Below are 21,256 nucleotides of genomic sequence, written 5' to 3'. Positions count from 1 at the left end.
TGACCTCATACTAAGTTGCAGAGCAAAACCTCACCCCTAACCCCTCTCCAAGGCATCGGAGAGGGGAAATAAAGCGCAGCTTTATTGGGGTGAGGTGTAAGTCATGAACGCAACTCAGTATCATCATTTGAAAAGCACTGTAAGAAAATTTTTATTTTAAAAATAGCTCTTATATAGCCGTTTTTCATTGGCTGCAAGATATCAAATAAATAACGAACTACAGATGCACGTAGATAAATCTATAGAACCCCTCCGCAGATTTTTGAACGACACGCTTGCGGAGGGCAGTGCGAACGCAAAACCCGGATGTAGTTGGCAAAATACGGTAAGCACTGCCCACCCTACAATACTTAAGATTTTTCATAAATCCTGCGCGGATTGCTAAATACTTCATCCTGATGATAAAAGCTATAAAAAAAGCCGAGATAATTCCCGGCAAATCATAATTAACTTACTGTGTATTAATCAGGGCGAAATCCAAAGTAATTCGTAATTGATAACTGGTAATTATCAAGTCAATAACGAATTAAGAATTACGAATTCTTCAAACATTTTAGAAAGTGTACCACCCCTGATCAAATGTCGGTAGAGCGGTTTCAGTGGGGGTAGAGCCATTCATCTGCCAAACCTTATTCTCACCTGTTTGATAATTACGCCAGAAGATGTCGGTTTTGCCGTCGCCGTCAACATCGCTAATACTTGGTGTCCAAGCAGAACTTTGCGTCGGTAGAGCAGTGTCACTGGTAACGGTTGTGCCATTCATGAGCCAAGCCTTGCTCTCACCTGTTTGCTGGTTGTACCATAGAAGGTCTGTTGTGCCATTGCCGTCGAAATCGCCAACACTAGATGTCCAGCCAGCACCGAGTGTAGGCAAGGCAGCCTGAGAAGCAATATTTGAGCCATTCATCAGCCAAACGGCGTTCTCACCTGTTGTCTTATTATTCCAGAGAATGTCGGTTTGATAGTCAAGATTGAAATCTCCGAAGCTAGCTTCCCATTCTGTGCCAAGGGTTGGCAACGCAGTTGTAGAAGCGTTGGTACCATCGACCAACGAAACAGCGTTTTCACCTGTTGTTTGATTACGCCAGAAGATGTCAGTCTTACCATCACGGTTGAAATCAACAACATTAGCTGTCCAATTTGGGTCAACCGTTTGCAAAGAAAACGGAGCGATAATCTGTGTGCCATCCATCACCCATGCCGCATTCTCACCCGTTGTCTGATTACGCCAGAAAATGTCGGTTTTGCGGTCAGCATTGAAATCAGCAATACTGAAAGTCCAGTCTGAACCAACGTTTGTCACAGATGTCTCAGAAGCGACTGTGGTACCGTCCATCAACCAAATCTGGTTATCACCCGTTGTCTTATTACGCCAGATGATGTCAGTTTTGTTATCACCGTTGAAATCCGCAATTTTAAAGTCCCAATCTGCACTCATTGTCTTTAAATAAGCACCAGAGGCAACATTTGTGCCATCCATCAGCCAGACAGCAGTTTCACCAGTTTGAGAGTTACGCCATAACTTGTCGTTCTTGCCATCTCCGTTGAAATCGGTATATATCGCTGCACTAGTAAATATTGGATTAGGATTCTTCAGACTAGGGGTTATTGCAGCCTCAGAAAAGTCATCTCCACCTAATGATGATTGTGAGGAGCCGTTAAAACTCAAAGTATTTAAATCACCATTGTTCTCAAAAGTATTTGCGTTTTGAATATTTAACGGACTAGAACCTGTAGCTCTGAAGGCTGAAGAGCTTGAGGTATTTGGAGATTCCAACATGGTGTTTCTTTATCACTCGTGTTCATCAATGTTTTAACGCCTTTTCGTTTTTATTTTTGTCAAGAAATAACATATTCAATGTTTCAATTATTTTTACTTAATACTTTGTCAAAATGGTCATCATTATAAGTATTTCTATCAAATAAATGTTATTAGTTAACATTTTCAATGTTTTCTATCTATGGCATGACTTTATTTAAATATTACTTAAAAATATATTTTTCTTTTGTCTTTGCTCTTTTGAAGTATGCTTAATTCATTTCAAATACTTAATAAAATAATTACAATAAAACCAAGTTAATAATAATTTAGAAAAACTGTCAAATAATAGACAGAAGAATGAGTTTCAAAGAAAAAGATATATTGTGACGGTTTTGCGTATCTCCTGCGGAGACGCTGCTTTGTAAGTCCCTTACGGACAGGCTGCGCCAACACGTATCTCCTGCGGAGACGCTGCGCGTTCACGAAGTGTGCGCTTTGCGCTTACGCGTAGCGTGCGCCCTTGGCGCTCAGTGTGCGCTTTGCGCTTACGCGTATGCCTGCGGCACGGTTTGCGCTTAGCGTGCCTGCAGGTCTCAGGGACTCAGCGAGGGTCAGGTTATTTCAACTGGTCGCGGCAAGGAGTCCCCTACAACGAGTACGTATGGTGAGGGAGGAATGCCGCTCGCTTGTTGGGTACTGGGGACTGGTGACAGTTATCAGTTATCAAGTACCCGCAGTATCAGTTATCAATCATCAGTTACCAGTTATCAGTTTTCAGCGTAGTTTCGAGTTTTTGGTCACTGTTCACTGTTCACTGGTCACTGGTCACTGTTCCCAATCCAAGGGTCCCCAGTCCCCTTTACTCCCTGATAGTGATGCATACAAACTAGCCCCCGCCACTATAGATAGACAGAATACCACATTCACCTACGGGGGATGTGTTCGACAGTCAGTCCGCAAATCAAAACCGCCATAGCTCCCTGAAATTGATATTCTTTACTGCTGTTTCAGTAAAAGTGTATATCTCGTCAGAAAAACACATATATAGCGGTGAAGTTGTATTACGAAAAGTTATTCTGAGGAAGAAAAAAATGAAACCGCAATATCTCGTAGCTTCATTAATCGTAGGAATACTCACTGTATCAGTTAAGTATGCAGACACGCATAATCTATTGCTGTTACAAGAAAATGCTCCTCGAACAGTCAAAACTCTTAAACAGGGTAAGCTGCAAGCTCAAGTACCACCTAACCGAGGAGTTCCAAGTCGCCGGGAAAGCGGTGGTGCCCGGACTTTAAAGCAGACTGCATCCAATACAATTCAGCAACAATTCGTAGCAGGAAAATAGAAAACAAGGGTTGCATCACAACCTTACCATTGGATGTGTATAAGAAGAGTAATATTTTTGTTTTATAGATTTCGTATTTCGTATTAAATAAAATCTTTAAATAAAAACAGGACTTACGCAAAAATCGCCCCTAAGCTTAATTTATCGTAGACGCGGAGCGCCGTGCCGTAGGCTACCGTCCTACGCCGAAGGCGCATGCCCGTATGCGCAAAGCGCAGGCACTCTCGGCGCTCCGCGTGTCCGTAAGGACTCAGGGCTTTAGACGCCAAGAACGCCAAGAACTTGTAGAGTGTGCGTAAGTCCTAAAAAAAACAAAATTTTTAAGCGGCATAATAAATAGTTAGACGCCATAAATTGCTTCGTAATTCATCTAAATAAAGGTTATTCATTGCGTATGACTGCCGATGAGCTTAACCATTTCCTCGACTCGCTTGTGCAAGAAATTGACAGTCCAGCTATCCGAGGTATCTTTTTAACCGGCAGTTATGCACGCGGTTGTGCCGATGATTGGAGTGATCTTGATCTGGTCTGTCTGACACATGACGATATTCAAATCGAAGATACGCTAGAATATCGCGATTGCAAGGAGTGCAACCCCGAAGGGCATCGCATATTGGTCAGTGTTACGTATTGCCCACTTAAGCATTGGTTGTGGGTCATTGAATTACCTCAATCTGCCATTCATGCTATACCCGCTTTCCGTAATATGCGTCCACTGCTTGACAAAGATGGCGTAGTCGCGCAGCTTCAAGAAACAGCACGGGTCTTTGATTACGCATCTCTCCAGAACAGAGCAAACCGATATGCCGCTGAAACAGTGTTCCATCTTGTAGAGGATGTTCATAAACTGCTAGGTGGTCTGGCAAAGCGAGACGAGTCACGTGTGCTTGCTGCAACACACGAAATACTTCAAGGAATGACGAAAGCTGTTGCAGTGTCCCGTGGTGTTATGGTTGAGAGTGCCAACACTTACTTTGCACAAGTGATGCAAGAAATAGGTATAGAGAGTCCATGGACTTTGGCATTCCGTCAAGCTGCCGGTTTGGAACCAGGAGACGTTTGGATACGAGGTGAATCTGCGCTTCAACTGTTCTGGGAAACAACCGTGTTACTTTCGGCTTATTTTAAGCTGCATGAACGGCGTACGGTTGATGAAGTCATCAAGCGCATACAGATTGGCTTTATACCCAGTTGCAGTCAAAAAGCTAACTTGTGATGCTGTTAGCGTAGCTCCTCGTGGAGCGAGGCGCGTAACGCAGTGAAGCGTGCCTCCTCTTGAGGAGCTTACGAATCGCGGCTTTAGGGTGGGGAAGCCTCAGCATCTGCTGAGATTTTGATCGAAAGGAAGAATGATATTATGTCTGGATAAACGCAGCCTAGAATCATATCATATCCTGTTAAATACTTATCATTTGACTAATGATTCAATGATTGTTGCGCCATCGGCTTTAATCCAAGCAATTTGGGCAACATGGCGATCGCCTGCGTATTGCCGAATTTCATCCGCATCCCGTCCCCCCAAATCCATTTCCACTCGCACCAGATGGATTGAGTCTCGGAGTTTTGTGGCATAAGCAAAGGCGGCGGCGTACGCATCTGGCGTTTCTGGTACAATTAACCAATTGCTAGCTGGCGTAGTTTGTGGTAATTGCCGAGCAGACAAGAGAATTTGTTGTAAATCTTCCAAGAATAATGCAAAACCAATTCCTGGTATGTTTTCTCCTTTCGGATGATAAAGTCCTAGAAGCTGGTCATAGCGACCACCCCGCCCAACAACCCGCGCCTGTCCATCAGTATCGCTGATTACCTCAAATACAATACCCGTGTAGTAATCAAAGGTTTGTAATAGGCTAAGGTCGAGGATAATTTCTATGCCTCTTGATTGGTTTTCTGTTGTATTGATTACTGTATTTTTCAGTAATTCTACTAAAGATTTCAGGTTATCTACGACGGCTTGTAACGGCTGATCCAAACCCAGCTTAGTAACTTTTTGCAACACATCATCTGGGTTTCCGCGTAAATCAAGCATGATTATGGCGCGTTCTCGTAGTTCATCGCTCAACGGTAGAGTATCTATAGTTACCCGGTCAAGGTGAGCGATCGCACTGCGGATTTTTCCTTGTAAATGAGCGGGAAAAGGTTTGAGGAGCGATCGCGTGATTTGAGCTTCACCTAAAATCAAATGCCACTGGCTCAAACCCAATGCTTGCAAGCACTCTGCCACCAACAGCAAAATTTCTGCATCGGCTAAATTACCGCCACTGCCCAACAGCTCCACCCCAGCTTGATAAAATTCCTGCTGGCGGTTGTGTTTCAACTCGCTTGTCCCTTGGAAAACATTGGCATTGTAATACAGCCGTTGCGGATAAGTCACACCTGCCATGCGTGTGACAGCCGTGCGAGCGATCGACGCTGTCAATTCTGGACGCAGCCCCAAATCTTCATCGTCAGCGTTTTGCAGTTGAATCACCGCCGAACGTTGAATTGCTCCCCCCGCCATCAGCGTATCCATACGCTCAAGCGTTGAGGTGATAATTCTGTGATATCCCCAACGATGAAACACCTGCTGTAACCTGTCTTCGATCCAGTGTTTTTGAGCCACATCTAAGGGTAATAAATCCCTAGCTCCCACTGGTGATTGATACACCATTATTTTTTCTTCCCACCAAACAAACCACCAAACAAACCGTCACGCCCAGTGTTAGGCGATGCTGTATGCTTCGCACCACTGGGTTTATGCCCTGTTATCTGTTCAACTCTGCGTTTGCCTTCCAATGCTACTTGGTTTTTAGGGTCTAATTGCAAGGCACGGTCAAAGTGAACTTTTGCAGTTGTGGTTAAATTTTGCTTCAAATAGACCACCCCGATCAAGCTATGGCAGCGACTATTATTTGGCTCTAGCTTCAAGGCATCTTGTAATTCTACCCTAGCTTGTGTCAATTGATTTTTTGCCATCAACTCTTGGGCGCGACGGATGTAATGAAGGACAACTGAGTCTTGTTGCTGTGTTGGTGGTGGTGGAACTATAGGAGTTTTATTGACGACTGGCGCACTCGTTGGAATTTGTGGTTGAGTTAGTGGCTGTGAGGTTGCTGCAGATAATTTGCCAGCACTGCGCATGACATATACCAAATTCAACTCGCTGACTTGGGCGATAGTCTGTTGCACTGTTTGTAACGAGTCATATTGAGTTTCAGCGATTTTGGCGATAAGCCAGAGGCTTGACGCTTCGCGTATCGCACTCTTATAGATATGCTCGAAGTTAGGCGCGTTGACGAGCTGTTTCGCCGCATCGCTAGAAAGTTCCACCGAAGCAGGTTCTTGAACTAAGCGCTTGCCCATTTGCGACAAAACTAAAATATATTCCGTTCTCTTTTTCTCATGAGACAGAGTCTCGTATGCTGGATTAACTAGCTTAGACAACAATTCACCAGCCAATTGTTTCTCAGCATCGCTTGCAGCCTTACAGCTATCAGGATGCAGGCGACGGGCGATATTGAGATAGCGTTTGCGAATCTCTTTGACATCCGCATCAACTGGGACACACAGAACCGCGTGATGATCTACGAAGTCATATTTAAACAATCCACGATTGAACTTGAAAGACATATAACGGTGTTGCACCACATCGCTTAAATTTCTCTAGTTTACTTTGCTTGTGAGAAATGGCTATAAATTTAACACCGTTAACGAGTCCATGCAGACTAATTACTAGAAAACGGAATTTTGGAGTATAATATAATAAGTCGCAGTAATTAAAAGTACAGAAGTTGGTACAAAAGTACGTGAACTTAGGAAGTTGTGCTTAATTGTGAGTCAAATATAAAAAGCCCGTCTAGTAATAGGTTGGTTTGATTAGGTTGCAAGCAAGGTACTTTTAAGCATTACTTAAAAATACTCCAATCTAGTTAAAAGGGAAGTGTAGCACCCTAAGTCTTTCCTACTTCACTACGCCCGCTCTTGGTAGAGGCAAGTCCTCAAAAGCTAAGGTCAGCGCTTATAGAGGAGAGTTTGAAATAGTAGATTCCGGTTTACTCCGATTTCTCGCTACACAGTGGTGGAACTTGTTTGAGTTCTTGAGTGAGGCTGTCGTGAATATAACCATTCGTGGCAAGAATTCTGCCAGAGGAAATATCTAACGCACTGCCATCATATGCAGTCACCTTTCCCCCCGCTTCTCGTAATATAATGACACCAGCGGTAATATCCCAAGGAGAAAGACCTCTTTCCCAATAGCCATCAAGACGCCCGCAGGCGACATGAGCCAAATCTAGAGATGCAGAACCACTGCGCCGTACTCCTTGAGTGAGATGAGTCAGGTGACAAAATTCCGCATAGTTGTTGTCAGATGTTTCACGACGGTCATAGGCAAATCCTGAAACCAAGAGGCTTTTACCCAATTCCAAGGTGTCTGAAACCTTTATAGGGCGACGGTTGCGCGTAGCTCCCAAACCTTGTGCAGCACGGAATAGCTCATCGTGGAAAGGGTCATAAATAACACCAACTTGTGGCACACCCTGAATCAAAAGCCCAATAGAGACAGCAAAAAAGGGGTATTGGTGAGCGAAGTTCGTTGTCCCATCTAGGGGATCAATTGCCCAGAGGTATTCATTATCTTGATTTCCCAGTTTTCCTGATTCTTCAGCAAGTATAGAATGGTCAGGAAAGTGACGACGCAAAACATCTAAAATCACCACTTCCGCAGCTTTATCAGCAGCAGTCACCAAATCACCGGGGCGTCCTTTTTCTGTAACTGCGTCTTCTACCTTACCCAAATAACCTTCCAACACCGCACCAGCAGCAAGGGCTGCTTCTGTAGCAATATCCAAAAAGATTTGCAGATTAGTCATCGCTAGTTAATAATTCGTAATATCAGCCTATTACGAATTACGAATTAAGGGTAGACGTGAAGTTTACCCCTATCCGCCTCCGGCACCTTTCCCGTTATAAAGGCTACCGTGTACACACATCTGACTCAAAACCTCACCCTTGCTTTTAGCTGCGCTAAAATCTTTCCCTCTCCTTACTAAGGAGAGGGATGCCCGATAGGGCAGGGTGAGGTTCCTTGTTTCTCAGCGATGCTCCAGCAGAGAACCGCCCAAGGGGGGAACGCCTGGATAATAAAGTCATTGAACTGGAAGCAGAGGCAAACGGCAAGAAAGTTAAGATAAAAGCTAGCAGTCCTCAAGAATTAGAAGCAGCAGTCAAGGCAATACAGGAATTAGTAAAACCAGATGACAACTCAATCTCAATTTGATGTCTTCCTTTGCCACAATAGCGAAGATAAGGAAGCAGTCATAAAAATTGCAGAGCAATTAAACGACGAATATAACATTGAACCGTGGCTGGATGTTTGGGAGCTACGACCTGGTTTTCCTTGGCAGCCGGAACTAGAAAAGCAGATTGAGCACATAAAGTCAGCAGCAGTTTTTGTTGGCAACAGTGGTATTGGTCCTTGGCAAGAAGATGAAATATATGGTTTTTTGCGTGAATTTAAGCGACGAAAGTGTCCTGTTATTCCCGTGCTGCTTTCTGATGCTCCACAGAAGCCTATTCTCCCGGTTTTTCTTCAAGGCATAACATGGGTTGATTTTCGGGAACAGACACGTGTTTATACTCCTGCAATGGATCAACTGATCTGGGGTATTACTGGGAAAAAGCCAGTAAGGGTGAAGGTCAATCAAACAGATGATTCAGGTGATGACCTCAGATCAGAAAAAGGCGTAGACTACCGAGGCGATATCCGTTGGCGTGGATAAATTTTTCTGCTACTTCATGCACCTCAGTACACTCGGTAACTGTTTGCTTATCCCAAGGTAAACTCATCTGCCCTGGTGACTTTTTCTGATTCCCTTTATTCTTCATTGATGGCAAAAAGCGACTACCCCAATGATTTCTTTTTTCTGGCTTTGGTTGTGGGCGATATTTTTTACAAAATCCTCGATATTTAGCAGCGCATTCCTCCAAGTTTCTTCCTAATTGCAAAAATGCGGGATGCCACTGAGTGATACCATCATCACTCAAGCGGTCATGGATGCCATAGTTGCTGAAATCGTAGAAAAAACCCTGCTGTATTCCAGCTGCTTTGGGATTAGCGTGGATGTATCGCAACGTATTCAAGGCTCGCCGTTTATCTGTATTAGCAAAACCTGTGCTGTGGTATCGCTTCTCCCAAAAGTGTCCTGTCCTGTTCAGCATTCGATTAAAGCACATGGCGGTATACCAGTTGAGCCAGTGCATAATCTTAGGCAATTCCTCTGGCTGCTTGGGTTCTAGCAGATAATGGACATGATTGCTCATGATGCAGAGGGCATAGAGCTTAAAGCCATATTTTTGCTGTGCCTTTTTGATAGCATAAAGCATCACTTCACGGCATTCTAACCGCGTCAGGCGAAATTCGCGGTTGTTGCAACGAGTGGTAATGTGATAGCAAAAGCTTGGTTGTAAGTTACGTTTAGGGCGCGGCATTGAGAAATTATAGGCGAAGGATACACTGACTTTACCAGTAAGCTATTGGCAGGGCGATGCCATGATTTCTTTTTTGTGGCTAACGAGGTTTTGATACTCGCGCTTGAGTGTTTGATACTCGCGCTTGAGTGTTTGATACTCGCGCTTGAGTGTTTGATACTCGCGCTTGAGTATTTGAGACTGGCGCTTGAGTATTTGAGACTGGCGCTTGAGTATTTGAGACTGGCGCTTGAGTATTTGAGACTGGCGCTTGAGTGTTTGAGACTGGCGCTTGAGTGTTTGATACTTGCGGACGAGTGTTTGAGACTGGCGCTTGAGTGTTTGATAGTCGTTCACAAGCTGTTGTGCATTTAATTTGCACAATTTGGGCGGGCAAGATGCCCACCCCACAAGAGTTTCATTAAAACAGTACCAGCCGCAGTGACGCTTTCTCGGGCTGGTGTGGTTGTACTGACACCAACGGTTTCTGTGCACAGGAGTGTGGTGTTTCTCCCGGAGGATGAAACTGATAACTGATAACTGATAACTGGTAACTGTTAAAAGATGGTGTGCAAATTGTAGGATCTTCAGCTTACCAGCAAGGCGATTGGGCAAGGAACAGTGTTCTTTAGGGCGATCGCACTTTATAGTGGCTAAACTTTGTACACTACCAAGATATAGCAATCTTCAGATCCCCGACTTCTTTAAGAAGTCGGGGATCTTGTTTTTTCAGCGTACAAACTTATTTCTAACAAAAATAAAGTCCCTACGAATTGGTGTAGAGACTTTGATATAGCTGACTCTCAAAAATGACTGTAGATTCACTTATCTGGGGTATCCGTCATATCTGTCGTATCGGTCATTTCTATCGTATCTGTCATTTCTATCGTATCTGTCATTTCTATCGTATCTGTCATTTCTATCGTATCTGTCGTTTCTATCGTATCTGTCATTTCTATCGTATCTGTCGTCTCTGCTATTGCTAACAGCGAACTCTGCTCGACAGCCATTCCTTACCCAAATACGGTTTCTGCGATAACCCCAATTTCCTCTACAACTAGCATCAGACAATTGCCTGACAAACCTTACTTCGCTTCCTCTATCTACCGAACAAGTGTTCCTCTGATTATTGCTGCTTTCACAAGTTATTGTGTCTTGAGCAGAAGCTGGTGAGGCAAAGTTGAAAAGCGTACCTAGACTAACAGTGGTAGCCATCAAGGTACCAGCAATTATTGGAAAACGAACGCTCATATTAAATGTTGGATGTGCTTTAAGAATAAAAAACTGACTATATTCATTATTCCAAATTTGTAAAAACACTTGCCTGTACCTTCAGCCATAGAACTTAGCGTCCTAAGCACTTTCAATACTTTTGGTTGAAAAAGCTCTTTTTTTTGTAACAAAAGGCAATGTTTGCCTGATTCAAGCTACAGCAAATTCTATGTATTGACCTACCGAAGATGCGTCAATACCCAACAGTTGATGTAACTCTCGAATCTGACTCATTTTTTTGCAATGAATCTTGAAAATTCGCTCTGAAGCTGAGCATTACGAATTACTAACGATACTGACGGCGAAACTCAGCGGGAGTCAGACGCATCGGTTTTTCTGGGTTCCAAATTCCTTGCCCCATGAGTCTCGCCCATTGCTGGGCACGTTCTAAGCGTAAGTCATATTTGTGGTTAGGCGATCGCCCCACAAACAGAGCATACCCTTCTTTCACCAGCTGTTCATTCAACAAAACCTCATCTTTCCACGCATAAGCCAAAGTCCGCCCGAATTTGTCCTTCATTTGCACATCAAACTCCAGCATCACAGGCTGTTCTCCAACCAGCGCTTCTAAGCGTTCCTTAGCTGCATCTCCCCAAGGGCGCTGCTGCAAATCTGGTGCATCGATACTCAGCAACCGCACTTGAGAAATTAAACTTGGTTGCTCCCCGATACCCACCACCTCCAAAGTTTGCCCACTCACTACCTGTGCAACTTTAATCTGTATCCGCGTACTTTCTTCCGCCTTCTTCTGAGGTTGGCAAGCTACCAGGAGTAATAGACAAAACAGAATGGCAATTTTTTGCACCTTTGCGACGCCAGTCGCCTGCGGAGGGAGACCCTCCTGCAGCGCTGGCTCGCCTTTGCGTCTTTGCGCGAAATAAATATTAATCCTCATCTAACGGCAAACCCGCCCTAACTTTCCCCTTAGCAAAAAAGCGCCCAAACTGGAGTTCGTAGACTTCATCTTCGTCTTGTGTCTCCACCTCCAAATCAGAACGGGCATAACTAACGCACAATAAGGCATAGCCTTTTTTCCGCAACTCTGGCGACAGTCCAATCGCTTCCGGTTGGTAAATCTCTCCTGAGATTACCCGCACAGCACAAGTGGTACACGCCCCATTGCGACATAAAAACGGCAGTTCCACCCCTTGTTTTTCGGCTGTATGCAGGATGTAGCGGTCCTCGGGGACTTCTAAAGTGTATACTGTGCCTTTAGCGCGATCGCGAACTTTAACAGTGTATGTCTCGGACATCGGAATTTTCGATTTTAATTTAGGATTTTAAACTGAAATTTCCTTGCATTTTAATTTATTTCATTGTAGAATGGTAAATCGTGACGCCTGGAGAGATGGCCGAGTGGTTGAAGGCGCAGCACTGGAAATGCTGTTTGGGGGCAACTTCAACGAGGGTTCGAATCCCTCTCTCTCCGTTCAATAATATCTCCAACATACAGACTAATTTGCCTAAGATTTTCTGAATCTTTAGGCATTCCTGTTAATTGGTAAAATTCTTGCCTTCGCCTTTGCTTCATCCACTGTGACTAAAGCACCGATTTCTAGTTCGTGTTGAAACTGACGCAAGGCATTAAATCAGTTATCAGTTATCAAGTATCCGCATTATCAGCTTAATTCGGGTGTGTTACGGCTCAACAAGTGTTTTGGGTTACGTACAATTATTTTGAGCCGTAACGCACCGCATGTTTGAAGGTGGGTAATGCTGCGCTAAAATTGCTGAATTTCCGGAATAGTCTACTGTTTGATTGATATCTACATACAGTAGAATTCTCGAACCGTAGATATTATTTATAACAAAACTAGCATTATGGCAGATACATCTGACGTTAAACTAACCATTACATTTACCGATCCAGACTTGGATGACGAGGAAAAAGATGAGGAAGTCCAGAAGCTTCTTGCACAGATGAAAAACTTGGATGAAGTAGAAGCGGTTGACCGAGTGATTAACGCCGACGCGCCAGAGCGAACGAAGTCAGTAACAGGCTGGGTAGTCGCTCAACTGATAACTTTTGTGAAGCCGGAAAATGTGAAGCAAGTCTGGGGGTTTTTGAGCGATCGCCTAGCCAATAAAGTCATTGAATTGGAAGCAGAGGCAAACGGCAAGAAAGTTAAGATAAAAGCTAGCAGCCGACAAGAGTTAGAAGCAGCAGTCAAGGCAATACAAGAATTGGTGGAAACAGAGTAGACTAGCAAACATGGCGAAAATTGCACTGCTGATTGGGGTTAGTGAGTACGAGCTTGGGTTAAACTCCTTGCCTGGGGCTGTTATGGATGTCGATGCCATGCAGCAAGTTTTGCAGCACCCAGATGTGGGCGAGTTTGCACCAAGCGATATCACTGTGCTGAAAAATCCTCAACGGCAGACAATGGAAGAAGCAATTGAAACGCTATTCTTCAATCGCCAAAAGGATGACTTGGTGCTGCTGTACTTTTCTGGTCATGGGATTAAAGATGATAGCGGCAGGCTTTTCCTGGCAACTCGTCAAACCCGCAAAAACACCAAGGGAGAATTGGTCAGAACTACCGCTGTTGCTGCTAGCTTGATACATGATGTCATGGAAAATAGCCGTTCGCGGCGACAGGTGATTATTCTTGACTGTTGCTTTAGCGGTGCGTTTGCCGAAGGCATGAGGGCGAAAGATGATGGCAGCTTGGATATTAAGAACCAACTGGCAGAGACTCAAAAACCGCAGTCCGTAGAAGGACGAGCAGTTCTGACTTCTTCCACAGCCACTCAGTATTCTTTTGAACAACAGGGTTCAGATTTATCAGTTTATACTCGTTACCTTGTCGAAGGAATTGAGAAAGGCGCGGCTGATATTGATAATGACGGTGTGATTTCGGTGGATGAACTGCATGAGTATGCTCGCAAGAAAGTGCAGGAAGCAGCACCGGCAATGAAGCCAGGAATTTTTGCCGTTAGAGAGGGTTATAAAATTCAGTTAGCGAAAGCTCCGATAGGCGATCCGAGATTGGAGTATCGTAAGGAAGTAGAAAAGTGCATCCGAGATGGTCAGGTTTCGCGTGTAGGACGCCGGATTCTCAACCGTCGGCAGAGTGAACTGGGTTTGTCGGCGGATGTGGCAAGAGAAATTGAGAACGAAGTGTTGGAGCCTTACCGCCAGCGCCAAGAAAATCTACAAGAATATGCAGAAGCACTGACTGAAGCGTTAGAGGATGAAGGCACTCTCAGCCATCACACGCGAGAGGATTTGAAGCGTTTACAGCAACTTTTGCAACTTAGAGATGAAGACATCGCGCCAATTGAGGCACGTTTAACCCCACCCCCAACCCCTCCCCGCAAGCAGGGAGGGGAGCCGGATGAGGCGACGGATTTACAGGTAAATGTAGCAAAAAATACTACTCCTGCTGCACCTCCACCGCCTACAACCGACGAAGATGACCTCAGTTCTGAAAAAGGCGTAAAGTACGCAAAACTGCGAGACTTACTGGCAGCACAAAAGTGGAAAGAAGCTGACTATGAAACTTATCTGGTGATGCTACAGGCTGTTGGACGCAAGGAAAATGACTGGATTAAGAGGGAAGAACTCTTAACCTTTCCCTGCACTGACCTCCGTACGATTGACCAATTGTGGGTAAAATACAGCAATGGACGCTTTGGCTTCAGCGTTCAGAAGGAAATTTACCTCAGTGTTGGTGGTAAGCCGGACGGCAAATACTATCAAGAAGCCTGGGAAAAATTTGGCGATCGCGTGGGATGGAGAGTGCAGGGAAACTGGATTTCAGATCATGATAATGTAAGTTTTCATGCCTCAGCACCTGAGAAGGGTTACCTCCCTTTCACTTCCCTTGGTGGAGGATTTTGGTTTGGGGGAAAGGATGGATGTTGGTTTCTCTTCTCTCGCATCGAGACTTGTCAATCGCATAGCATTGAAGATGACCTCAGTTCAGAAAAAGGCGTAGACTACACAAAACTGCGAGACTTGCTAGCAGCACAAAACTGGAAAGAAGCTGACTATGAAACCTATCTGGTGATGCTCCAAGCTGTCGGGCGCAAGGAAAATGACTGGATTAGGGATGAAGAACTGTTAAACTTTCCCTGCGCTGACCTCCGCACGATTGACCAATTGTGGGTAAAATACAGCAATGGACGCTTTGGCTTCAGGGTTCAAAAGAAAATTTACATGAGCGTCGGCGGCAAGCCTGACGGCAATTATGACGAAGAAGCCTGGGAAAAATTTGGCGATCGCGTGGGATGGAGAGTTAAAGAAAACTGGATCTCTGATGACGAAGTCATTTTTGATACAACTGCTCCCGAGGGACACCTCCCTCTTCAAGGAGCCTGTGTGTGGGACACCAATTACCTTTACCTTCCGGAGATTTTGATTAAATTCTTTTCTCTCCCATTGAGACTTGTAATGTGTAACATTTAAGCGTTTCAGAATTTTGTAAATATTTCTTGCAGTTCATGCTTGCAGCGTATAATCAACATTTAGTGAATTTCATAATCCATTTGGGCGGATAAATTTTTCTGCTACTTCATGCACCTGTGTACACTCGTGTAGTTTCTGCTTATCCCAATGGTTTCTTTTCTCTGGCTAACGACTGTTTGGTAATCGCTAATGAGTGTTTGATACTCGTCCACGAATCTTTGATTGTCGTTAATGAGCCTTTGATATTCATTCACGATATTTTAATACTCGCGCTTGAGTGTTTGATACTCGTGGATGAGTGTTTGATACTCGTGGATGAGTGTTTGATACTCGCGCTTGAGTGTTTGATACTCATCCAGGAGATTCTAATACTTGTCCACAAGACTTATAGAGATTGCACTAGTCATCTGAATCTGAAAATAAAGATTCTAAATTGCGATAACCACTAATCACCCGCACAATCACAATACCATCTTCCAAAACTTGATAGAGGATAATGTAACCATTTAAAGGAACGCCACGTAATGAAGGTACAATCTCTGCATAGCTACGTCCCATACTGGGAAACTTAGCTAAGTTTTCGCACTTTTTATTAAACTCATTGACAAATCTCTCTCCTGCTTCAACGTTGCGACTGGCAAAATAATCAATAATTTCTTCTAAATCTCGACTTGCTTCTAGAGAGATAATATATCGGCTCATTCTTGAGCCTCACGCGCTTTCCGCAATTTTTCTCTTAGTCTGTCTATCACAACTTCACCATCAATCACTTCACCTCGCTCAATTTGAGCCAGTCCCACTTCCACTTTTTGACGGGTTTGTTCAAGCCATTGGATATAGTCATTATCTAATTTTTCTAAAAGTTTAAATGCTAAATCAATAACCTCATCTGCATTGGCAAATTTACCACTAGCAATTTGTGCTTGGATAAATTGCTCATGTTCGGGTTTAAGTGAGATGTTCATAATTTAAACCTCAGATGAAACTTATTCAAGGTGTACCTTACTCTAGTCTTAAGAATATTTAGTTGGTCAACCTGTTCCAATAAACGGTCTAAAGTGGCAATTTCATCAGCCGAGAGTTGGTGTTCCGCATTTCTACCTAGCAAATAGTCCAATTGAACTTGAGCTTTAGGAGACAACAGACTTTCTACCAAGGCTTGCAGTTCATCCTGGCTCAAGCCAGTTAAAATTTCAGCATCAGATGTTGATGTGTTGGTTAACTGATGGTATGTTTCCAAATTTAAGAGTACACCAACTCGCTCTCCTTGTTGGTTGGTAACGTACTGAACTGATTCAGACATTGGTGGCTTTGGGAATATGCTTGGATTTATCGTAGCTTATTCAAGAAAATGAGTTTCAAATTCCTACCATTACGTTTCAAAGGCGATGGTGCAAAGTGCGGCGTCCTATAAAGCGATCGCCTTCCGCCCCCAAGTACATTCACCTATACGATTTTTAACGAAAAGACTTGAGCTCATGCTTCTCCAGCTATGCGTTGCCCTTACAAAAATAGCAATCGCAATTTCTTCATCTGATTTTTACTGTAACTTTAATAACTTTATGAGTTAACTTCCAGACCTGGTTATTTTCTTGGTAATGTTATAAAAGTAAGCTCGCTACCGAGGTCTGGTAATGAACTCTGTCAAGCAATACAACTGGTTACAAGTTGTAGAAAGTTGCTCGGTTGTCAGTTGTATTGTTGGCTCAATACTCTCAGTAGTCTCTCAACAACTGATGTATGTATCTGTTCCTTTAACTGTTGCACTGTCGCTCAATTTAATAAATAGGTCAAAATTTCAGCAACAGATACGGCAGTACAACAAAACTACAGTATCTGAAATGCATCAAGCTATCAATTCCTTGGATCAGCAAGTTCAGGCTTTGCCAACCCAGAGTGTAGACCTTGACCCTGTATTCAAATCTTTACTTCAGGTACAGCAAACAACTCGCACGCTTACCGAACAGTTCAATACTCGACCGGAAACGCAAGAGGTTAAGCAGTTAAAAACAGAGATTACTGAACTAAATAATCTTTTCAACAGCCTATCGGTACGTTTGGACAATCTTCCTACTTACACAGAAGTTAATACAAGTGAGATAGAGCGCACAATTACCAACCTTAGTAGTCAATTAGATACCTTGACAAGACAGGTTAATGCCAAACCAGAGGTACAAGCAATTGAAGAGTTGAAGGAGGCGCTTAATGAAATCAAGAATGAGACAGAAGCGCAAGTCAAAGCTTTGCAAGGACAACTGCAAGCTTTCGACCTCAACCAAGTCAATAGCGACATTGGCAAACTTCAAAGCCAAATTAATCAGATTAATGAGCAATACTCAAAAACTCCTTCTTTTGACCCTAATTATTTGGAAGAGCGTTTAACTGAAATAGAAATCCAAAATTCAACAACCTATAAAGATAATATTAATCGTTTAGTTTCAGCAATCAAGCAACTGCAATCAGAGAAAACAGTAACGGAAGCAGCAATTGCAAAGTTTGCAGGAGAGTTAGATAATTTAAAACTGCGTTTTGATAATCTACCTGCTCCTCCAGAGCCAATTGATGTAGGTGAAATACAAACATCGATTACAAAACTCGATAATCAGTTAAACGCTTTAGCTCAAGATTTCATAGGCCGTTCAGAACCAGCAGCAATTCAACGCATAGCTCAGATAGTCAATCGGTTTCAAGAGCGTTTTAATAACCTACCTCTTGCTCCAGAATCAGTTGATTCTAACGAGTTAAAGAAATTTGTTGCTGGTGTTGATGAGCGTTTAACTTTACTAGAATCTCTCAATATTACTACCATTTCTAACGAGTTTACTCAACTTCAAACTGACATAAAGTCCGCCTTGCAACAGCTTGAACATCAACGCCTTTTTCAATCTAGTGTTGTTGAACTTTCCTCGGCTCAAGTTGAGGGATTAAAGCAAGAAGTTGAAAAACTGAAATTCCAAATCGTTAGGGAATTAACATCAAAAATAGAACAGTTACAGCAACAGCAGCAGGTTCTGGAACATCAGATAAGTACCCGACAAAAACATTTAGACAACCTAGATGTTAGTGTTCTTAATTTACGAAATGAAAACATTCAAGTAAGACAAAATGTAGAAAAATATAATCCGCAAATAAATAAAATCAATGTGTTATTAGACAAGTACAATCAGAATACAATTCACATAAAGCAGCAGTTGGAAACATTACAACAGCTAGTGAATGTGCTAGATGAAAGAACTAATAACAGCCCAAATCTACATGAGATTCATGAAAGACTGGATTTTTTACAGCACTTAATGACCGAATATGTGAAAACTGAATATTTAGAAAATGTACTTTTAGACTTATGCGAAGAATTTTCCAAGCAGATTGATAGAGTTGTTGATCTGCAAGTCGGGGAAATGAATCAACAGCTAAGTAAGTGGACGGAAAAATTTACAAGTATGTAACGAAAAGTAAAAATAAAATTACTGTAGAGTGTGTTAGGCGCAGCCTTTCGATATACCTTGTCATAAAAAACATAATCAAAGCGCCCAACGCACCTTACTTTTGACTCTTATCTGGAGTGAATTCTCGATAATAAAATTTGTTTGTAATAAGGACAAGAGTCCTTGGTATATCAGGCAAAGAGGACTAAAGTCCTCACTACGTAGTTATTAAGATTGTATTACTGGACTTCATGTCACTGTATCTACAAGGCTACCATCCATTCTTATTGTTAGTAAGTCTTTATCTCAACATTAACAAGCTCTTAATGGTTAGTTAATACCCAGTTGATAAGTTAAGGTTGCTAGATTGAGCTGGGTTTCATACCAAATCCGTATCCATAATCTCTATGTAGCTTTAGGGCTATAAGTGTTGCGACTTATCAAAAAAAGATTGCAGACTTACAAACAAGACTATGGAAATCGGATTTGGTATGTCATCATGTTGGCAATTAGTTAACTATTATTCAGCTTTCAGTTTCTTCTCTATTTTAAGGATTTACAAATTTAAGAATTTACAAAAAGGATGCGTATGGAGCGTTTTCATTTCGAGCGCTTACTATCGAGCAAAGCCAAGCGGCGGCGCTTTCTCATTGGTGCAGGGGCTATAACTGCAAGCACGATCGCCAGTCTTTGGACTCACAGAGTTATTGCACAGCCAAGTTTTTCTGCTTATCCTTTCAGTCTCGGTATCGCTTCTGGTGATCCCTTACCAGATAGTGTGGTGCTGTGGACGCGATTGGCTCCAGAACCGTTAAATGGCGGTGGTATGCCGGATGTTAATGTGCCTGTGCAGTGGCAAGTTGCTCTGGATGAAAACATGAGAAAAGTTGTGCGACAAGGTAGGGCGATCGCCACTCCTGAATTTGCCCACTCTGTCCATGTAGAAGTGGGTGGGTTGCAGCCTGAGCGTTGGTATTGGTATCAGTTCAAGGTGGGTAATGAAATTAGTCCCGTCGGACGCACCCGTACAGCTCCAGCGCGTGATGCTCATGTCGATAAGTTTCGCTTTGCCTTCGCTAACTGTCAAGACTGGCAGAACGGTTACTACACAGCTTACGAGCACTTGGCTCAAGAGGAGCTAGATTTGGTCGTTCATTTGGGTGACTATATTTATGAGTACGGACCGCAACCCGGAGGTCCACGTCAACATAATAGTCCGGAAATCGTGACCCTTGCCGATTACCGGAACCGCCACGCCCTTTACAAAACTGACTCTAACCTACAAGCGGCTCATGCAGCTTTTCCCTGGATCGTCACTTGGGACGACCATGAAGTCGAAAACAACTATGCTAGCTTCATTCCGGAAGAAAATCAAAGTTCAGAGGCGTTTGTGACTCGTAGGGCAAACGCTTACAAAGCTTACTACGAACATATGCCCCTACGCTTGTCATCGCTGCCTCAAGGTCCTTATTTGCAGCTTTACCGGCGTTTCGCCTTTGGGGACATTGCTGAGTTTAATGTCCTAGATACCCGCCAGTACCGCAGCGATCAGCCTTGCGATGACGGCTTAAAACCCCGTTGTCCGGAAGCGTTGGCTCCCAATGCAACTATGACAGGCACAGAGCAAGAACAGTGGCTGTTCCAAGGTTTAAGTGATTCCCAAGCTCGCTGGAATGTGATTGCTCAGCAAACTATGCTGGCACAATACGACTTTAATGCCCTCCCAAACCAAGAAGTCTTCAACTTGGATCAGTGGGATGGTTATGTCGCTGCACGCGATCGCCTATTACAATTTCTCCAACAGCGTCAACCGAATAACCCAGTTGTGATTACTGGTGACATTCATTCGAGCTGGGTACACGACCTAAAAACTGACTTCAACAACCCAAACTCGCCCACTGTCGCCACTGAGTTCGTGGGTACCTCAATTTCCTCTGACTTTCCTGAGGTCTTCATTCCCCCGACTGTAGCAGCTCTTAGCAACAATCCTCATACTAAATTCTTCGACGGCAAAAATCGCGGCTACGTGCGTTGTCATCTTACACACGAGACTTGGCAAAGTGACTACCGCGTTGTTTCCACCATCCGCGAACAGAGTGCAACCATTAGTACCTTAGCTTCGTTTGTAACCCAAAACGGGCGACCTGGCGCTGAACGTGCTTAGCATTGGATATCACCGCATTCAATTGCACTTAGAATTTAGATCAACTGAGATCTTGCAAGAGTTGCAACAGGAGGCGAAGCCTCCAAACCCTCGTTACCAGGTTCAACCTGGTAACGAGATATTAGAGCCTCTGGCTCTTGTTGACAATGGTTTTGGTCTTATCTGAACCATATTGGGTTCTAGCGATAAGAACTCGTAATCGTTTTAGCTGTCGCTGCGATGACTTTTGCACGCTCTTTTGAGGATCGCCGTGACTCTGCCACAAAAACAGCAACTGAGATCGTACCACCATCCGGTGCGGTTAGTATGATAAAACTTTACTAAAAATCTAGTCTAATATAGCCTTATATTTACAAAAAAATGCTACTCTAATACTGAGCATTCAATCTTGAGCTACCTCAAAAAAGATTAAGCAGACCTTAATCTAAA

General features: G+C 43.4%; 20 protein-coding genes, 1 tRNA gene and 1 pseudogene. 9 read left to right on the top strand and 13 right to left on the bottom strand.

The features are described from left to right. Window positions 1-553 precede the first annotated feature (553 nt). Window positions 554-1,780, bottom strand: coding sequence for an FG-GAP repeat domain-containing protein (locus ACM0OZ_RS27305; RefSeq protein ID WP_414585963.1), 1,227 nt, complete (start codon window positions 1,778-1,780; stop codon window positions 554-556). A 1,073-nt stretch (window positions 1,781-2,853) separates the two neighbouring features. Between ACM0OZ_RS27305 and ACM0OZ_RS27300 the strand changes: the two genes are divergently transcribed. Together ACM0OZ_RS27300 and ACM0OZ_RS27295 are read left to right on the top strand one after the other, a co-directional pair. Beyond that, window positions 2,854-3,108, top strand: coding sequence for a hypothetical protein (locus tag ACM0OZ_RS27300; RefSeq protein ID WP_414585962.1), 255 nt, complete (start codon window positions 2,854-2,856; stop codon window positions 3,106-3,108). 394 nt (window positions 3,109-3,502) lie between these two features. Next, window positions 3,503-4,324: a nucleotidyltransferase domain-containing protein gene (locus ACM0OZ_RS27295; RefSeq protein WP_414585961.1), complete on the top strand. Its 822-nt coding sequence runs from the start codon at window positions 3,503-3,505 to the stop codon at window positions 4,322-4,324. A 192-nt stretch (window positions 4,325-4,516) separates the two neighbouring features. Here the strand turns inward: ACM0OZ_RS27295 and ACM0OZ_RS27290 are convergent, their stop codons facing one another. The 3 genes from ACM0OZ_RS27290 to ACM0OZ_RS27280 form a co-directional block, all read right to left on the bottom strand. Then, entirely contained in the window at window positions 4,517-5,758 is a 1,242-nt protein-coding gene (locus ACM0OZ_RS27290) for an ATP phosphoribosyltransferase regulatory subunit (protein WP_414585960.1), read from the bottom strand. Further along, on the bottom strand, window positions 5,758-6,717 hold the full coding sequence (locus tag ACM0OZ_RS27285) for a J domain-containing protein (RefSeq protein ID WP_414585959.1): 960 nt from the start codon (window positions 6,715-6,717) through the stop codon (window positions 5,758-5,760). Before ACM0OZ_RS27285 ends, ACM0OZ_RS27290 begins: the two co-directional genes overlap by 1 nt. A gap of 422 nt (window positions 6,718-7,139) precedes the next feature. Further along, on the bottom strand, window positions 7,140-7,958 hold the full coding sequence (locus tag ACM0OZ_RS27280) for an inositol monophosphatase family protein (protein ID WP_414585958.1): 819 nt from the start codon (window positions 7,956-7,958) through the stop codon (window positions 7,140-7,142). A 215-nt stretch (window positions 7,959-8,173) separates the two neighbouring features. On the opposite strand from ACM0OZ_RS27280, the gene ACM0OZ_RS27275 reads away from it, so the two are divergent. Further along, complete coding sequence (locus ACM0OZ_RS27275) at window positions 8,174-8,365, top strand: hypothetical protein (RefSeq protein ID WP_414585957.1); 192 nt, start codon at window positions 8,174-8,176, stop codon at window positions 8,363-8,365. Continuing rightward, window positions 8,343-8,867: a toll/interleukin-1 receptor domain-containing protein gene (locus tag ACM0OZ_RS27270; RefSeq protein ID WP_414585956.1), complete on the top strand. Its 525-nt coding sequence runs from the start codon at window positions 8,343-8,345 to the stop codon at window positions 8,865-8,867. The genes ACM0OZ_RS27275 and ACM0OZ_RS27270 overlap by 23 nt, the downstream gene beginning before the upstream one ends. On the opposite strand, the gene ACM0OZ_RS27265 is transcribed toward ACM0OZ_RS27270, so the two are convergent. The 6 genes and pseudogenes from ACM0OZ_RS27265 to ACM0OZ_RS27240 all read right to left on the bottom strand — a co-directional run bounded on the left by ACM0OZ_RS27265 (window position 8,815) and on the right by ACM0OZ_RS27240 (window position 12,080). Further along, on the bottom strand, window positions 8,815-9,576 hold the full coding sequence (locus tag ACM0OZ_RS27265; protein ID WP_414585955.1) for a transposase: 762 nt from the start codon (window positions 9,574-9,576) through the stop codon (window positions 8,815-8,817). The genes ACM0OZ_RS27270 and ACM0OZ_RS27265 overlap by 53 nt on opposite strands. 42 nt (window positions 9,577-9,618) lie before the next feature. Beyond that, a complete protein-coding gene (locus ACM0OZ_RS27260; protein WP_414585954.1) occupies window positions 9,619-10,239 on the bottom strand; it encodes a hypothetical protein in 621 nt (206 codons plus the stop codon). Between the two features lie 137 nt (window positions 10,240-10,376). Then, window positions 10,377-10,565, bottom strand: coding sequence for a hypothetical protein (locus ACM0OZ_RS27255; RefSeq protein ID WP_414585968.1), 189 nt, complete (start codon window positions 10,563-10,565; stop codon window positions 10,377-10,379). A 25-nt stretch (window positions 10,566-10,590) separates the two neighbouring features. Next, a pseudogene (locus tag ACM0OZ_RS27250) lies at window positions 10,591-10,770 on the bottom strand (DUF3011 domain-containing protein); the annotation flags it as partial. Window positions 10,771-11,113: 343 nt separating this feature from the next. Further along, entirely contained in the window at window positions 11,114-11,632 is a 519-nt protein-coding gene (locus tag ACM0OZ_RS27245) for a thermonuclease family protein (protein WP_414585966.1), read from the bottom strand. 79 nt (window positions 11,633-11,711) lie between these two features. Beyond that, the gene (locus ACM0OZ_RS27240; RefSeq protein WP_096564497.1) at window positions 11,712-12,080 is read right to left on the bottom strand and encodes a 2Fe-2S iron-sulfur cluster-binding protein; all 369 of its coding nucleotides are present in this window, start codon (window positions 12,078-12,080) and stop codon (window positions 11,712-11,714) included. 89 nt (window positions 12,081-12,169) lie between these two features. Between ACM0OZ_RS27240 and ACM0OZ_RS27235 the strand changes: the two genes are divergently transcribed. The 3 genes from ACM0OZ_RS27235 to ACM0OZ_RS27225 all read left to right on the top strand — a co-directional run bounded on the left by ACM0OZ_RS27235 (window position 12,170) and on the right by ACM0OZ_RS27225 (window position 15,238). Next, window positions 12,170-12,256 (top strand) — tRNA-Ser (locus ACM0OZ_RS27235). A 392-nt stretch (window positions 12,257-12,648) separates the two neighbouring features. After that, window positions 12,649-13,029 carry a hypothetical protein gene (locus tag ACM0OZ_RS27230; protein WP_414585953.1) on the top strand — a complete coding sequence of 127 codons (381 nt, stop codon included), beginning with the start codon at window positions 12,649-12,651 and terminating at the stop codon, window positions 13,027-13,029. Between the two features lie 10 nt (window positions 13,030-13,039). Then, window positions 13,040-15,238 (top strand): caspase, EACC1-associated type, encoded by a 2,199-nt coding sequence (locus ACM0OZ_RS27225; protein WP_414585952.1) that lies wholly within the window; start codon window positions 13,040-13,042, stop codon window positions 15,236-15,238. A 399-nt stretch (window positions 15,239-15,637) separates the two neighbouring features. On the opposite strand, the gene ACM0OZ_RS27220 is transcribed toward ACM0OZ_RS27225, so the two are convergent. From ACM0OZ_RS27220 to ACM0OZ_RS27210, 3 genes are read right to left on the bottom strand one after another with little or no spacing between them, the layout of a single operon-like run. Then, on the bottom strand, window positions 15,638-15,940 hold the full coding sequence (locus ACM0OZ_RS27220) for a type II toxin-antitoxin system RelE/ParE family toxin (protein ID WP_414585950.1): 303 nt from the start codon (window positions 15,938-15,940) through the stop codon (window positions 15,638-15,640). Further along, complete coding sequence (locus ACM0OZ_RS27215; protein WP_414585949.1) at window positions 15,937-16,203, bottom strand: ribbon-helix-helix domain-containing protein; 267 nt, start codon at window positions 16,201-16,203, stop codon at window positions 15,937-15,939. The genes ACM0OZ_RS27220 and ACM0OZ_RS27215 overlap by 4 nt, the downstream gene beginning before the upstream one ends. Further along, complete coding sequence (locus ACM0OZ_RS27210) at window positions 16,200-16,541, bottom strand: hypothetical protein (RefSeq protein WP_414585948.1); 342 nt, start codon at window positions 16,539-16,541, stop codon at window positions 16,200-16,202. Before ACM0OZ_RS27210 ends, ACM0OZ_RS27215 begins: the two co-directional genes overlap by 4 nt. A gap of 331 nt (window positions 16,542-16,872) precedes the next feature. Here ACM0OZ_RS27210 and ACM0OZ_RS27205 point away from each other — a divergent pair, with 331 nt between their 5' ends. Continuing rightward, the gene (locus ACM0OZ_RS27205; RefSeq protein WP_414585947.1) at window positions 16,873-18,684 is read left to right on the top strand and encodes a hypothetical protein; all 1,812 of its coding nucleotides are present in this window, start codon (window positions 16,873-16,875) and stop codon (window positions 18,682-18,684) included. Between the two features lie 568 nt (window positions 18,685-19,252). Continuing rightward, entirely contained in the window at window positions 19,253-20,827 is a 1,575-nt protein-coding gene (locus tag ACM0OZ_RS27200) for an alkaline phosphatase D family protein (protein WP_414585946.1), read from the top strand. The last annotated feature ends 429 nt before the right edge of the window (window positions 20,828-21,256 follow it).

The sequence above is a fragment of the Scytonema sp. PCC 10023 genome (assembly GCF_963920835.1).
GTDB lineage: Bacteria > Cyanobacteriota > Cyanobacteriia > Cyanobacteriales > Nostocaceae > Kalymmatonema.
Note: the sequence above shows the minus strand (reverse complement) of the source record. Positions and strands in the feature narration are given on the sequence as shown.